Origin of the sequence: Secundilactobacillus kimchicus JCM 15530, assembly GCF_001433995.1 — a bacterium.
Classification (GTDB): Bacteria; Bacillota; Bacilli; order Lactobacillales; family Lactobacillaceae; genus Secundilactobacillus; species Secundilactobacillus kimchicus.
Map to the genome: position 1 here is coordinate 196,202 of NZ_AZCX01000003.1, position 14,577 is coordinate 210,778.

Below are 14,577 nucleotides of genomic sequence, written 5' to 3' on the forward strand. Positions count from 1 at the left end.
GTTTTCATTTTACTGCTAATTCCCGGTTCCGATCACATGGCGTTCGCTTTTTATACCGCACGGCGCTACAATAGACCTCGTAAATCTAAACAGAAGAAGTGATTGAATTGTTGAAGCGTAAAAAAGGATCATGTACCACTATTTTGGTCGGCAAGAAAGCCACCATTGACGGCTCAACCATGATTGCCCGGAACGAAGACGGCGCAGGACCACTGAATCCCCAGCGGTTTGTAGTCGTCAATCCCAGCGAACAGCCCACCCATTACCAAGCCAAACTCAGCAAGGTCGAAATGGATCTACCAGCTAATCCAATGCGCTACACTAGCACGCCAGACGCTAACCCGGTAGCCGGCATCTGGGCTGCTGCTGGTATCAATAGTGATAACGTCGCGATGACCGCAACGGAGACCATTACGAGCAACGCCCGCATTTTGGGGATTGACCCACTGGTCGACGACGGCTTAGGTGAAGAAGACTTCACCACCATCGTCCTTCCTTATATTCACTCGGCTCGTGAAGGCGTTGAACGACTCGGTGCCCTGTTGGAAAAGTACGGGACCTACGAGCTTAATGCGATGGCCTTTTCGGACAAGGATGAAGTCTGGTACTTCGAATCAATTGCTGGCCACCACTGGGCAGCAATTAAAATTCCCGATGACGCTTACGTCGTCGCGCCAAACCGCTTTAACATTGACGACTACAACTTCCAGTCGCCAGATGCCTTGTACGCTAAGGACCTGCCAGATCTCATCGACACTTACCATCTAAATCCAGACACGGAAGGCGTTAATCTTCGCCACATTTTCGGTAGTGCCACCATTAAGGACACCCGATATAACAACCCGCGTGCTTGGTACGGCCAAAAGTTCTTCAACCCAGAATTCGACACACTACCAATTGACCAAGACCTTCCCTTCATTTGCCGGACGGACAAAAAAATCAGCGTGGAAGACCTTAAGTTCGTCTTGAGCTCTCATTATCAAAACACGCCGTATGACCCATACGGCACCGGCACCGAAAGTGAGAAGAAACAGTTTAGACCAATCGGCATCAACCGGAACCAAGAACTCCACATCTTACAAATTCGCAACGACGTGCCCGCTGAAATTGCGGGTATCCACTGGTTAGCTTTTGGTCCTAACACGTTCAATGCTGTTGTCCCGTTCTACGCCAACGTCACCGACACGCCAGCTAGCTTCCGGGATACGACGACTGAATCCGATCCTACCAAGGTTTACTGGTTAAACAACGTCCTAGCCCTCTTGGGTGACAGCAATTTTGGCCTCTATGAAGATCAAGAAAACCTCTTCGAGGAACACACGGTGGCTGCTTGTCGACATTTACAAATAGCCGCTGACAAAGCCTATCAAGACCAAAACGATGGTCAGGCCTACCTTGGCAGCATCAACCAACAAATGGCAGACGAATACGTCAAAAACGCCAATAAGCTCCTCGGCCAAATGCTGGCCCTTGGCGAACCACAAATGAAATTACAATTCACGCTTAACGATTAACAGAATTTGAAATTAATGGAAAAGACGATGACGCTCACGTTGTTATCGTCTTTTTTTGCGTCGTTAATAAATAAGGACTCGATACTAGCTTAAAACATTTGAATTTTTCTCGCCGTTTAGTACTCAACCTGCATATCAGTCCTAAACAATCCCGAGACTGCTGATAAAAATAATCAATAGATTAAACATTATTAATCAGCGATAAACCATTGCTAAAAGTGTCTATAGATACCCTCATTAAAAAATAGTTAACACCGTTCATTTTTAACCTAGTATACAATCTGTCTATTTTGTCGCACAAATAATTGCATATGGGTTATAATACTAAGTGCTATGTCTGTTTGATTCATTAACTTGTTTTAAGGAGTAACAACTATGCAAGATCTTCGTGTTATCAAAACCAAAATGACTATTGAAAATGCGTTTGCAGAGTTGATTTTAGAAAAGGGATTGGATGCCGTTAAAATTGTTGATGTGACAAATCGGGCGAAAGTCGATCGTCACACATTCTATCGTCACTACAAGAATAAAAACGATTTAATGGACCACATGATTGCCGACTTTTTTGGGGAATTTGCCGAGCTAATCGAAAAGCAACCGCCATTCTCAATCGGATATCAAAGTAGTGATAAATTAACCCAATTTCTAATCAATGACTTGGCGCCTTTTATCTCTAGTAAGCAACATATTTTAAGGGTTGCGCAACAAGAATTATCAGCCACATTTTCTAAAGTATCGCGCCAAAATATTCGCGATACGATTCATCAAAAGCTAGATGCTGACACACCCGAAATCGAAGTGTACATCATCATTGGCATTTGCACGGCCCTGATGCAATACGTGGTCGATCACAAGACCACCCCAACTAAGGAGGCCGTTCTTAAAACCCTGAACGACCTGAATGCCTTTACAACTCTTGGTTAACGTGACAGATGTCGAAATCAGTCGCTCAATTTTCGTGCGCCGTGTGAAAACTTGTTGCACCTGCGCTTATTTGTTAAGATTGTAGTCATCATTGTTCACCACGCACACGAAATCGAGAGGTAATAAATTGTTAACTGTAAGCAATGTTTCAATGAGCTTTTCTGATCGAAAGCTATACGACGACGTTAACCTGAAGTTCACACCAGGTAACTGTTACGGCATCATCGGCGCAAATGGCGCTGGTAAATCCACTTTTCTGAAGATTTTAGAGGGCCAATTAACGCCAACGACCGGTTCCGTTACAATGGGACCAAACGAGCGAATGAGTAGCCTCAAACAAGATCATTTTGCCTATGATGATCAAACTGTCATGAACACTGTCTTAATGGGTTACCAACACCTATACGATGTGATGACGGAAAAAGATGCCCTGTACGCTAAAGCCGACTTCTCCGATGAAGACGGGTTAAAGGCTGCTGAATTAGAGGGCGAATTTGCTGAAATGGACGGCTGGAACGCCGAAAGTGACGCCAGTCAGTTGCTCCAATCCATGGGCATCGACGAGAAAATGCACGACCTCTTCATGAGAGATCTCGTCGAAAACGACAAGATCAAGGTGCTGCTTGCTCAAGCCTTATTTGGCCAACCAGATGTTTTACTGTTAGACGAACCGACCAACGGGTTGGACCCGTTGACCATTAATTGGCTGGAGGACTTCCTTGCTGATTACGCAAACACCGTTTTAGTTGTCAGCCATGACCGTCACTTCTTAAATGCGGTCTGCACTCACATGTGTGATGTCGATTTTGGTAAAATTGAACTCTTTGTTGGGAACTACGACTTCTGGCAACAAAGTTCCGAACTCGCACAGAAGTTACGCAACCAATCGAACGCTAAAAAAGAAGAACAAATTAAACAGTTGCAAGAATTCATCGCGCGGTTCTCAGCCAACGCTTCCAAGTCTAAGCAAGCGACTTCCCGCAAGAAACAACTGGATAAAATCACGTTGGATGATATCAAACCAAGTTCCCGGAAGTATCCGTTCATTCAATTTAAACCCGAACGCGAGCTGGGAAATGATTTACTCCGAGTTGAAAACGTCAGCTTGACCATTGACGGCCAAAAAGTGCTCGATAACGTCAGCTTTATTCTGCGTCCTGGCGACAAAGCCGCCATTGTGTCGCGGTCTGATGTCACAGCCAGTTACTTGATGCAAATCATTGCTGGCGCATTGGAACCCGATAGCGGGACGGTGACGTGGGGCGTCACGACGAACCGAGCTTACATGCCAAAGGATTTGAACCCTGAGTTCGACGACCCGAAACTCAACATTTTGGAATGGCTCCGCCAGTTTGCCAGCAAGGAAGAAAGCGATAATACCTTCCTGCGGGGGTTCTTAGGCCAAATGCTGTTTAAAGGTGACGAGGTTCTCAAACAAGTCAACGTCTTATCCGGGGGCGAAAAGGTTCGGAGCTACCTGTCTAAGTTGATGCTAAGTAAAGCCAACGTCATGATTTTGGACGATCCAACCAACCATTTAGACCTGGAAAGCATCACAAGTTTAAACGATGCCCTCATCGCCTTTACCGGCTCTCTGGTCTTCACCAGCCACGATCGTCAATTTATCCAAACCATCGCTAACCACATCATCGAAGTGGGCCCTAAGGGCGTGGTTGACCGTGCCGACACCTCTTACGACGAATTCATCGCTCACGAGGCCGCACAGGCTCAAGTTGAAAAACTTTATTAATTTAAAAAAGCAAGCGACTAAAAATCGCTTGCTTTTTTTGTCATTACTTGATCATTGAGGGGCCTCACTATCCGACCATCTTTCAGCCAAGTTCGCCAGTCCTCGCAAATTCGTCATAAAAGCGTGCTGAGCAATTGGCCGCAAAAGGGTCAGAGGCACGTTCAACTTTGGACTAGTCTCGACCATCACGGATTCGTTGACAACCGTCATTTCCCCCTTCGCCGTTAACTGGAATTGCACCTGATAGGATAACCGATCCCCCTTTACCCGATAGTTGATTGCGGTGTCATTAGCCGAGATGGTCAGTTTTTCTGATCGATTAATCGCACTGTGGCCTCTAAAAAGTTCAAATTCACCGTCACTGTTTAGGGCGCTAACCGACCGAATTTCGGGATCCCATTGTACCAACGCTGCACTATTAAGTAAAAGTTGGCTAATTACTGAAGCACGCGCCTGAACGCCAATTGTGTTATCAAAAAAGTCCTGCATAGCTGTTCACACTCCTCTTTAAGAATGTCTTCAGCATATCCAAGACTCGCTATTTTTAATAATCAGAATACTAATATTTACCAAATAAGATTGAACGGAACTTTAATGTCCTTGAAACACGCGACTAGTAGGCCAATAATAAAGATATTCAAAAGGGGGGTTAAACTATGAAAGTCATCAACGTCGACTTAGCCGTCAAACCAGGACAACAGGAAAGCTATGAAGCCTTTATCGACCAGCTAGTTCAAGGTTCCCGAAGCGAACCGGGTAACATCAGTTACAACCACTTTAAGAAACTCGGCAGTGATACAGATTACGAGATTATTGAACATTGGCAAGATGACGATGCTGTGGCCTTTCACAACAACACGCCACACTTTCAAACATTTTTGAACGGTGTCAGTGATTTCTTAACGACCGATCCGGTGATTATTCGGATGGGTTATACCGAATAGTTACGATGATAATGCGCCGCAATGTAGCCCCCGAAATTTAATTTGGGGGCTTTTTTGCGACTAATCAAACTTATAGACTGACTCGTTAAATAACGTGGCTAAAAAGGCTGACCGGTCAGCAGCCGTCTGTCGCTGGTGCCGGTCCCCCAGTCGCTTTGCAATTAGCGCAAGAAGATAATAACTATTTGCTAACATGTAATGAGAATTATTGGCGGTAATAAAATCCACGCCTCTTGTCATTAGAACAAAACTTTCTTTGTCTAGGCTTAATCTGTAATAAACGACGGCCGCCAAGTAAAATACCACGTTTAAGTTCTCATCAAAGGGGGCATCACTCATCTTCTTGAGCGCTGAATGCACTTGGTTTAACGCCTCTTTTTTCTGGCCTGACACCGCGGCAACGTAGGCCAATGTGACTTGAGCCAGCCGCGTTAATGCCTGCTGTGATACGGTTGCACTCGCTAACGATAAATGCAACGAACGTTTGACTTCGGTAGGCTGAAAGTGAGTTGTCCCCTGTAATTGAGCAACGGCTAAATAGTAGTAATAAGATTGTGTCTGCGCAGCCGTCTGAACGGATTCAACAACCGCCTCATCCAGTAAAAACTTGAGTAATTTCTGATAATCATGATGATTGCACAGTGCGACAACCCGATCATTCAGTGCCGATTGGTTCCCAATCGCGTAGTTTTCCGCTAAGCTGAGCCTCTCCAAAGAGACGCCAAGCCGTTGGCATAAAGCAATTAGGAGCTCTGCATTAGGGGTATACCGATTATTTTCAATAGCCGAAAGCATCGATTGAGAACAAATATTTTCGGAAATTTGAGCTTGTGAGCATTTCAGCTCCTTCCGACGCACTCTTAAAATATGGCCAATTGTGTGACCCATAATGACGCCCCTTTCACGGTGAGGATGACTCAAAACTGAAATGAATCAACTTTTCTATCGATTATGGCATACCAACCGATATTTTTACAGTAGCTCCAAAATCATCCGTCCCGCCGTCACGACCAACCCGGCACCGTATAGCATGACGATGGCACCGGATATCAAATTAACCCAGCGCATGAATTTATCAGGTAAGCGTGATTTCAGCGCACTGATAATCAGCGTCACACCAAAGAACCAAATAGCCGTTGCCGACACAACGCCAAATAAAAACGGGCCGGCTTGAGCGGCGGTCAACGTGCTCCGAAAGGCGCCTAAGCTGACGCCAGTATCGATGATGGCCTGCGGATTCGCGAAGGCCACCGCCCAAGCACTAAAAAATGCTCGCTTAAGCGTTAGCTGTTGCTGGTCATTTCCTAGGCCAACTGAATTCGCTGAACGCCAAATGCCCCAGCCCATCCAAATGACCACGAGCCCGCCAATTGCCATAACGGCTAGCTTAAGGGCGAAATACCGCGAAATCAACGCACCCATGCCCAAAAACGCGATGAGGGTGAGTGTCGTATCTGCAATCCAGACGAACACCGCAATCAACAGCGCCCGGCTCAAGCGGTTACTAACCGCACTATTAAAGACAAACAAGTTTTGCATGCCGATAGAACTAACTAATGCAAAACTAATAATCATTCCTTGAATAATCGTCGCGACCAAAACAACATCCTCCTCAATCTAAAAAGGCATCCACCGTCACCTTTTTAGCGTCGAAGCGCCTTAATCTACGGTCACGGAAGATGCCTGTTGCGACTACCCGATGATAGCCACCTTACAGCGATTTATTGATTAACTCATACTCTACCGGATACGCACAACCCTGTCAAAGGCTTAAGATTAAAATTCACTTTGACTTTCATGTGAAAGTCCGTTAGCGTAAAAGTAAACATTGTAAAGAAGGCGGTAGCGATTAATTTTACAGGAATCGGCACGGTGGTCAACACCTTAGCCATCATTGTTGGCGGCCTGTTAGGGTTTCTTTTCCAACGATTACTAAACGATAAATTACAAAAGACCATTATTCAGGCGATTGGTGTCTCGGTAATTTTCATTGGGATTAGTGGCACACTCAGCCATATGCTGGTGATCAACGGCCACACCATTGGCACTCAGGGCGCTTTGATGGTCACCATTTCACTAACCCTAGGAGGCCTCATTGGCGAGTTGTTAGGAATTGACGCTTGGTTTACCCACTTAGGCAACTGGCTTCGAAAACGGGCAGGTGCCAGTGGTGATTCTCTATTCGTCGAAGGCTTCGTTAGCGCCACATTAACCGTTTGTGTGGGAGCAATGGTTATTATCGGGCCGATTCAAGACGCCTTAGAACACGATCCAACAATGTTGTTCACAAAAGCCATTTTAGACGGCGTTATCATCGCCATCTACACCGCCAGTTTTGGCCTCGGTGCAGCCTTCTCAGCCTTACCGGTATTCGTTTTTCAAATAACAGTCACTTTCTTAGCTGTCCTGATTAACCAGTTTTTGACCCCTGCTATGACAGCTGGCATCTCAACCGTCGGGTCCATGATGATTTTTTGTATTGGTATTAACTTATTATTTGATACTAAAATTCGCGTCGCTAATATGCTCCCTGGATTGCTGGTCGTCGTGGGTTACGTTGCGTTGTTCTAACTTCATCGTTGCCATCTGCCCGGTTAGGCACTACGCTAGTATTAACCCTAATATCTAGGAGGAAATGACACCATGTCCTTACAATCTGAACTCATGCAGGAACTTGACGATGACAAGCAAGCAATTCTTGCTATTCGGCGCCACTTGCACGCTCACCCTGAGGTTTCTTTCCAAGAAAAGCAGACAGCTGCGTACATCAAAAAATACTATGCTGACTTAAACATGCCCACCACTGACTTTGGTGATGGTTTTGGGTTTGTCGTCGATATTGTGGGGGCCAACCCCGGACGGCACCTCGCGCTAAGAGCCGATTTTGATGCGCTGGCCATTCAGGAAACTAACGATTTACCTTTCCGGTCACAAAATGACGGTGTGATGCACGCCTGTGGCCATGATGGGCATACCGCTTATTTAATGGTCTTGGCCAAACATCTGTGGGCGCACAAGGACCAACTAAAAGGCAGTATCCGAATTTTGCACCAGCCCGCTGAAGAGGTCTCCCCTGGCGGAGCGAAGTCCATGATTGCAGATGGCGTGTTAGATGGCATTGATAACGTTATCGGGCTCCACGTGATGAGTTCGATGAAGACGGGGACTGTGGCTTACCATCTCAATGAAACCCAAACAGGCCGTGCTAATTTCAAAGTGACCCTAACCGGTAAGGGTGGCCATGCGTCAATGCCGCACTTATCAAACGATGCCATTGTCGCGGGAAGCTACCTCGTCACCGCGTTACAAACCATTGTGTCCCGGCGAATTGACCCCTTTGACACCGCCAGCGTCACCATTGGTTCATTTGACGGCGCTGGGTCCTATAATGCAATCCAGCAAAGTGTGACCCTAAAGGGCGACGTCCGCATCATGAAGGAGAGCACCCGCAAGACCATCCGCCATCAAATTACCCAAATCATTCATGGCATTGAAACCATGTATGGCGTGACCGCGGATCTTGATTATGATGATAACTATCCCGTTTTGGATAACGACCTAGAGTTAACCACAGCCGTCGTTGATAGCATCAAGGCCGCTCATCTACCAGAAGTCGAATCGGTCTATGATTGCGGTCCGCAAGACCCATCAGAAGACTTTGCCTATTTTGCGCAAGAAAAACCGAGCACCTTCTTCTATGTCGGTTGTCAAACGTCGGACGGTCAAAATCACCCTCACCACAGTCCCGATTTCATGATGAACGAAGATTGCCTGATCATTGCGGCCAAAGCAGCGGGTTCCGCTGTTTTAGCCTATCTAAATCGCTAAGTAAAAATCGACCGAATGAGGATGTCCTCACTCGGTCGATTTTTACTTAACCGTGGGTTTAAAGAATGGAAACAACCAACCGGTAAAACTTTTGATCAGTTGGCGATATTCCATCGCCGTAACGTTACCACGTTTACTGAGCATATCATAGGTGACCCCTTGTTCAACCGTCGTGATCCCCGTCCTATGAAACCCGTTCTTAGTATAAAAGGCCAGCCGGGCTTCCCGCTGGTGACTGTTAATTGCCGTTGAATCCAGTGGTTCGACCATTAAAATAATTCGGTTCAGCGGGTGTTGATGATCAAGTTCTTGTAAAATCTGGCTCCCATAACCCTTCGAACGAACCTGATCATTGACCGCTAAAAAGAATAAATAGGAGACGTCGTGATGCGTAATCGTGTAGGTAAAGCCCACAAACTGATGATCATCATAGTAGGCTAAAAAATCCACAATTGCCCGGTGAGCTAGTGATTTTAGCCACGAATAAGGGATTCGTTCTTCTTTGGGAAAAGCCCGCTTGTATAAAGCCTTCACTTGAGCGTTTGCATCAGACAACCCGACTACTCGCTTAATCGTTAACGTCATTTTATCTCCCTCACAGTTTGTTTAGTTACTACTAGTTTAACTGAAATTTGGCATCAGGAAGAGAAATTTCGTCATCGTTTAAGGAAAATTAAGCGCTGCTCCAAATGTTTCACGTGAAACATTTTAATTTAGCAACCACGTCTCATCCATATCTGGCCGCTTTCGGTACTGCTTACCATGCTCGTCAATGACGGCGTGCCATTCCCGAACCGTCACCCAATCTGGTTCAACCAACAGCGGCTCGGTTGCGACGCTTAACGCCGCGTAATTCGCAAAGTCACCAAGTCCCAAGCGTTTGAACAATCGCAAGGCATACTGGTCGGCAATAAAGACCCGCCGTTCAAATATGTAAAGTAGCATGACATCAGCTGTTTCCGGTCCGATTCCCCGGACACTAAGCAGTGACCGGCGTAAATCCGGCGTCGATATTGACTGGAATGCGGACACATCATTATGATACGTCCGCCACCAAGCAAGCATGGCTTGAATGGACCGGGTCTTTTGCTTATAAAATCCTGCTGGTCGCACCAATTCGTTTAATTCATCACTGGTCAGCTGATTGAGCCGTTCAAACGTCAGGTACGGTGCAAGATTGGCTAGGGCCCGCTCCACATTCTGAGCCGTGGCCTGTTGGATTAAAATCATGGTGACCCAATCCTTCACCGTTTCACCGTCTTCCCACCAGTGCTGCGGGCCATAATGAGCCACTAAATGATCCAAAACCCGCCGTGCTGATTCTTCAAAAGTCATTTTGCTCCCCCATTTCACTATCAAATGATACCACGAGGGCCCCGATTGACGCGAAATGACGACCATTAAAAAAGCACGGATACCAGCTGGCACCCGTGCTCAATTAGCGTCATTGACTTAATCTTCCCGAAACAACAGCCCAATTAATGCGACTACCGCTCACTCAAATCCAACAGGTTATTCTTGGCAGCGTTGCCCTGGTCACGGAGCTGACGCCACAGATCTTCTTGGCTGGCCGTAAACGTCAGGTGACGGGTCAGTCGCAGATAGTTAACAGCACTAGCCGCGTGAGCTGTTAAATCGCTAACATCAGCGCCATCCACTAGTCGTTGATAGGCGCGCGTCAACACTTGGCGAATCGGCTCGTTGTCGATACTCCGATACAATGCCGCTGTGCGTCGTTTAAAACTTTGCGATTAGCCGCCTATTTTGCTAGGCCACGTTATGGCAACTTAGTCACATAGGCCACGTGGGCCATCGCCGGAACTTGATCCCACGCAACAGGGTAACCAGCGCCATGAGCACAAAAGACAGAGTCAGGCGTATTTTCCAGGTCACTAACCGGCTCATACCCTATATTTTCAACCACTTCAGCCTGATTATGGCATGGTCGATAACCAGCTACAAGGCAGTCCAGCCGCCCCTGACCATGGGTGTAAGCATTGACCGTCTGTGCATACCCTTGCATCTCGCTCACCGGTGCCAATCCTTTCAAGACCGCATGGGAGCCGTGTGTCTCAGGTGGTTCAGCTTCGCCGTGCATGCGTTGCACATCCGTCATCGCCCGGCCAATCAAGTTCTGATCAACTTCTAATTCAAATTGGTACCACGGTTCCAACAGCGCAACTTTATTTTGAGTCCGTAGCATCATCAATCCCTGACGGATGGCTCGCCATGTTGCCTCCCGAAAATCACCGCCGACCGAATGGACGATGCTCCCCCTTCCGCCAACTAGGGTGAGTTGCATGTCGGTAATGGGGCTACCGGCCAGGACCCCTAGCATCTTTTTAGATGTCATATTTGTCATAATTTGATGCTGCCAGTTTTTATCCAAAACATCCGTTGAAACTTGATTTTTATAAATCAGCCCGCTACCCAAAGGAAGTGGCGTCATCTGTAAGTGAACTTCTGCATAGTGTCGCAACGGCTCAAAATGGCCGACCCCTTCCACCGAGTCTGTGATGGTTTCTCGATATAAAATGCGGCCCTTAGTAAACCCAACGTCCAAGTGAAACCGGTCATGCATCTCCTGGGTTAAAACTTCCAATTGCATGGTACCCATCACTTGAACTTGAATCTCCTGAAGTTGTTCCTGCCAGGTCACGGTTAGCTGACGATCCTCGTCGGCCAATTCTTGCACAGCAGCCAGACACGCAGCGATATCTTCTTGTTGCGGGTCAACAGCATAGGTTAAAACAGGCGCCAGTAGCGGTGATTGACTGTCGGATTCAACCCCTAGCCCCTGGCCCGGATACGTTGACGTTAACCCCGTAATGGCCCCCACTTCACCAGCAGATAGCACCGGTGTCACCGAATAACGTGCTCCGTTATAGCGTCGAATTTGATTAACTTTTTGGTCGGGCACCGGACTTTGGCGGGGCTTCAATTCGCCCCCCGTTAACTTAACCCAAGTGAGTCGTTCCCCCTTGTCATCGTGGGAAATTTTAAACACCTTAGCCCCAAATTCAGACTGGACAGTCGGTTCAACCGTCCACTGATCAAAACCCGCCAAAAATTCAGCAATTCCTGAATCCTTCAAGGCTGACCCCGCAAAACAGGGAAACAAGGTCCGCTGCTGAATAAGTTGCCGAATCACGGCCTCATCAATCGTCCCCGTCGCCATGTAATCGTCCAATAATCGCTCATCATTCAACGCAATTTCTTCCAGAGTGGCGGTTGGCAGTGGTCCTGAGCTAAAGGCCCGGCAGCCCTCACCAAACGTCGTCTGCAACGCCTTCATAACAGCATCAAGGTCAGCGCTGGCGGCGTCTGCCTTGTTGATAAAAATAAACGTCGGCACGTGATAGCGATCTAGTAAGCGCCACAGCGTTTGGGTATAACCTTGAACACCATCAATGGCGGAAACAACCAAAATGGCATAATCTAGCGCAGCCAGCATTTGCTCAGCCTGGGCCGCAAAGTCCACGTGACCAGGCGCGTCAATCAGCGTAATCCGAGACTCTTGGTAAGTGAAGTTAGCCTGGTGCAAATAAATCGTAATGCCACGCTGCTTCTCCATCGCGTCCGGATCTAAAAAAGCATCCCCATTATCGACACGCCCCAGGTTTTTTAAGACGCCACCATGGTAGAGTAACGCTTCAGATAGCGTCGTTTTCCCCGCGTCCACGGGCGCAATAATTCCAGTTGTGAGTTGTTTCGTCATGACCTTATTCCTCATTCATTATAGATAAGTCTTCATATCCTAATATACCACTAAACGACGGCTTGAAAAAAGCGCTCACCGCGCCGTCTTACGACCGATGCTTCTTAGGCGACCAGGCCATCTTCATATAAGTATCTCCTTGTTGCAGCTCTGCCACCATCTGAGCCAACCGCTTCGCCTGAGTTGCCGGCCGTTTTGCTCGTTTAATCCAGCTGAGGTAGTCGTTTCGCTGATACGGCGGGCGAGCTTCATAGGCTGTCATAACATCCGCTTGTTTTAACGCCTCGAAGACTTCTTCAGGCATAACTTGGCGTGGCCGACTTTGGCGAGGGCTCACTGCACGATCATTTAAGTGAGCAAGCCGATAACGAACGATTTTTGTAATCAGTTCCTTTGGCAATGGCTGGTCAAGCGACAGATGAATGGCACCTTTGGTCGTCTGATAACTGCTTAATTCCGCTGCAAAATGAGCGATGGGTTCAGCCGTTGGATAGAATCCAACATGGTGTTTTGAAATACCGAAATACACGATCGCTTTCCCCTGCCAAAAAGTCGGCATGGCATAGCTGATCCGCTCTTCTGCCTCAGGCAAAAGCTCACGCAAAAGTCCATAAAGTGCATTAGCAAGCTGCTGTTGTGATTCCGAAAACTGATGAATGTACATTTCGATTTCTGTCATGGTTCCCTCCCATCCTAACCCGCATTATTTCCCAGGAAATACCGCCTTGGATAACCATTACAGCTAGCGGGTATTTCAGTAGGCCTGCCCTTCAGTCGTTGATACTTTCCGAGTCGTACTTGGTGGCCAGGCTCGTCTAGGATTCTCCCCATAATTCATCGCGGCTAGTCCCTATTGAAGCGCCGAAACCATCCAAACAACAAAACCACCAATTGGAAAAATTAACCACCAGAAATGGGCAAGAAAGTCCCAGAAGTTCATTTGTCCATACCGGGGGGTATATAACCCCGTCGTTGGATTATACGTGTAGGCCTCGGGGTCCGGCTGCGGGGCCTGATTAGTTGCCACATCCAATATCAAGGTATCCAGACTCACACCGAAAACACCAGCGATTGTGACTAACGTCTTCAGGTCAGGCGTCCCTTCCCCCGTCTCCCATTTAGAGATGGCTTGCCGTGACACAAACAATTTTTCGGCCAGCTGATCTTGTGACATCCCGTGGTCTTGTCGTAACTGTTTTAACTGGGTTGCAAATTTAATTGTCATCATTCCTCACTCCTTTCCCTTAATGTGACAAAATAACTGGTCGCTAACCAGCAACGATTAGCGTTAAGTTGCCACGTTCTACTGCCTGTTGCGCAACTGAGCGTGGCATCTCCCGACTGAAACGCCAGTCTAACAACAATCCAGTAGTTGCGGGCGACTTAATCCAACGAAAACCAGCCGTCACTAATGGCTGCCAGTTGGTCATTGATTGCCTGTCGATCGAACCGGTCAGCCATTGGCTCAGTTGCCGAATCAGCCAGTCGATTGACCCCCACCCCACTCACACAGAATGGCACCTGCGGATAGCCCGCCTTAATGAAGTGCGCCATGGTGACGTTTTCTTCCAACCGAATGCGATGCTGCAAATTGGCTTCAAAATCATAGGTGTAAATCACATCACCTTTTTGCAAATCCGGATACGCAAAATAGTGTCGCTCGTCATTGAACGTTTCGTGGTCATCAAAGTCATCGTCCAATTCAGCTCGGTACTGGGTGTCAGTTTGGGGGACATCAAATCGATGAAGGTGCAAATTTGACCACCCAAATAACAGTTGAATCAAACCGTGCAATTGGTCGTAACGGATGCTATTGGCCACCAAAACGGTTCGACTCACCCGCTTTCCAAGAAGGGATATTTTAAGTTGCATCAAGCTGCCTTTGTCCAAATGAAGTCC

Annotated in this window: 16 protein-coding genes; 6 read left to right on the forward strand and 10 right to left on the reverse strand. The window is 47.3% G+C overall.

Features of this window, described 5'->3' with window-relative positions; genetic code table 11:
• The first annotated feature begins 107 nt into the window (after positions 1-107).
• The 3 genes from FC96_RS05495 to FC96_RS05505 all read left to right on the forward strand — a co-directional run bounded on the left by FC96_RS05495 (position 108) and on the right by FC96_RS05505 (position 4,188).
• Positions 108-1,514 (forward strand): C69 family dipeptidase, encoded by a 1,407-nt coding sequence (locus FC96_RS05495; protein WP_056942297.1) that lies wholly within the window; start codon positions 108-110, stop codon positions 1,512-1,514.
• A 375-nt stretch (positions 1,515-1,889) separates the two neighbouring features.
• Positions 1,890-2,438 (forward strand): TetR/AcrR family transcriptional regulator, encoded by a 549-nt coding sequence (locus FC96_RS05500; protein WP_056942298.1) that lies wholly within the window; start codon positions 1,890-1,892, stop codon positions 2,436-2,438.
• Positions 2,439-2,565: 127 nt separating this feature from the next.
• Positions 2,566-4,188 carry an ABC-F family ATP-binding cassette domain-containing protein gene (locus FC96_RS05505; RefSeq protein WP_056942299.1) on the forward strand — a complete coding sequence of 541 codons (1,623 nt, stop codon included), beginning with the start codon at positions 2,566-2,568 and terminating at the stop codon, positions 4,186-4,188.
• Between the two features lie 51 nt (positions 4,189-4,239).
• Here FC96_RS05505 and FC96_RS05510 read toward each other — a convergent pair whose 3' ends face one another.
• Positions 4,240-4,677, reverse strand: coding sequence for a hypothetical protein (locus FC96_RS05510; RefSeq protein WP_056942300.1), 438 nt, complete (start codon positions 4,675-4,677; stop codon positions 4,240-4,242).
• Positions 4,678-4,844: 167 nt separating this feature from the next.
• On the opposite strand from FC96_RS05510, the gene FC96_RS05515 reads away from it, so the two are divergent.
• A complete protein-coding gene (locus FC96_RS05515; RefSeq protein WP_054660254.1) occupies positions 4,845-5,132 on the forward strand; it encodes a putative quinol monooxygenase in 288 nt (95 codons plus the stop codon).
• A gap of 60 nt (positions 5,133-5,192) precedes the next feature.
• On the opposite strand, the gene FC96_RS05520 is transcribed toward FC96_RS05515, so the two are convergent.
• On the reverse strand, positions 5,193-6,020 hold the full coding sequence (locus FC96_RS05520; protein ID WP_056942301.1) for a helix-turn-helix transcriptional regulator: 828 nt from the start codon (positions 6,018-6,020) through the stop codon (positions 5,193-5,195).
• 84 nt (positions 6,021-6,104) lie between these two features.
• The gene (locus tag FC96_RS05525; RefSeq protein WP_235804724.1) at positions 6,105-6,731 is read right to left on the reverse strand and encodes a LysE/ArgO family amino acid transporter; all 627 of its coding nucleotides are present in this window, start codon (positions 6,729-6,731) and stop codon (positions 6,105-6,107) included.
• Between the two features lie 273 nt (positions 6,732-7,004).
• On the opposite strand from FC96_RS05525, the gene FC96_RS05530 reads away from it, so the two are divergent.
• Positions 7,005-7,703 (forward strand): DUF554 domain-containing protein, encoded by a 699-nt coding sequence (locus FC96_RS05530; RefSeq protein ID WP_235804725.1) that lies wholly within the window; start codon positions 7,005-7,007, stop codon positions 7,701-7,703.
• Between the two features lie 72 nt (positions 7,704-7,775).
• A complete protein-coding gene (locus FC96_RS05535) occupies positions 7,776-8,960 on the forward strand; it encodes an amidohydrolase (RefSeq protein ID WP_056942303.1) in 1,185 nt (394 codons plus the stop codon).
• Positions 8,961-9,002: 42 nt separating this feature from the next.
• Here the strand turns inward: FC96_RS05535 and FC96_RS05540 are convergent, their stop codons facing one another.
• From FC96_RS05540 to FC96_RS05570, 7 genes are all read right to left on the reverse strand, one after another.
• Positions 9,003-9,545: a GNAT family N-acetyltransferase gene (locus tag FC96_RS05540; RefSeq protein ID WP_056942304.1), complete on the reverse strand. Its 543-nt coding sequence runs from the start codon at positions 9,543-9,545 to the stop codon at positions 9,003-9,005.
• 123 nt (positions 9,546-9,668) lie between these two features.
• A complete protein-coding gene (locus FC96_RS05545) occupies positions 9,669-10,295 on the reverse strand; it encodes an endonuclease III domain-containing protein (RefSeq protein ID WP_054660262.1) in 627 nt (208 codons plus the stop codon).
• A 152-nt stretch (positions 10,296-10,447) separates the two neighbouring features.
• Positions 10,448-10,681 (reverse strand): bacteriocin immunity protein, encoded by a 234-nt coding sequence (locus FC96_RS05550; protein ID WP_054660264.1) that lies wholly within the window; start codon positions 10,679-10,681, stop codon positions 10,448-10,450.
• 56 nt (positions 10,682-10,737) lie between these two features.
• On the reverse strand, positions 10,738-12,678 hold the full coding sequence (locus FC96_RS05555; RefSeq protein WP_056942305.1) for an elongation factor G: 1,941 nt from the start codon (positions 12,676-12,678) through the stop codon (positions 10,738-10,740).
• 88 nt (positions 12,679-12,766) lie between these two features.
• A complete protein-coding gene (locus tag FC96_RS12710) occupies positions 12,767-13,357 on the reverse strand; it encodes a YdeI/OmpD-associated family protein (RefSeq protein ID WP_082593342.1) in 591 nt (196 codons plus the stop codon).
• Between the two features lie 171 nt (positions 13,358-13,528).
• Positions 13,529-13,906: a helix-turn-helix transcriptional regulator gene (locus FC96_RS05565; RefSeq protein WP_054660266.1), complete on the reverse strand. Its 378-nt coding sequence runs from the start codon at positions 13,904-13,906 to the stop codon at positions 13,529-13,531.
• Between the two features lie 155 nt (positions 13,907-14,061).
• Positions 14,062-14,568: an IS1096 element passenger TnpR family protein gene (locus tag FC96_RS05570; RefSeq protein WP_056942306.1), complete on the reverse strand. Its 507-nt coding sequence runs from the start codon at positions 14,566-14,568 to the stop codon at positions 14,062-14,064.
• Positions 14,569-14,577 lie beyond the last annotated feature (9 nt).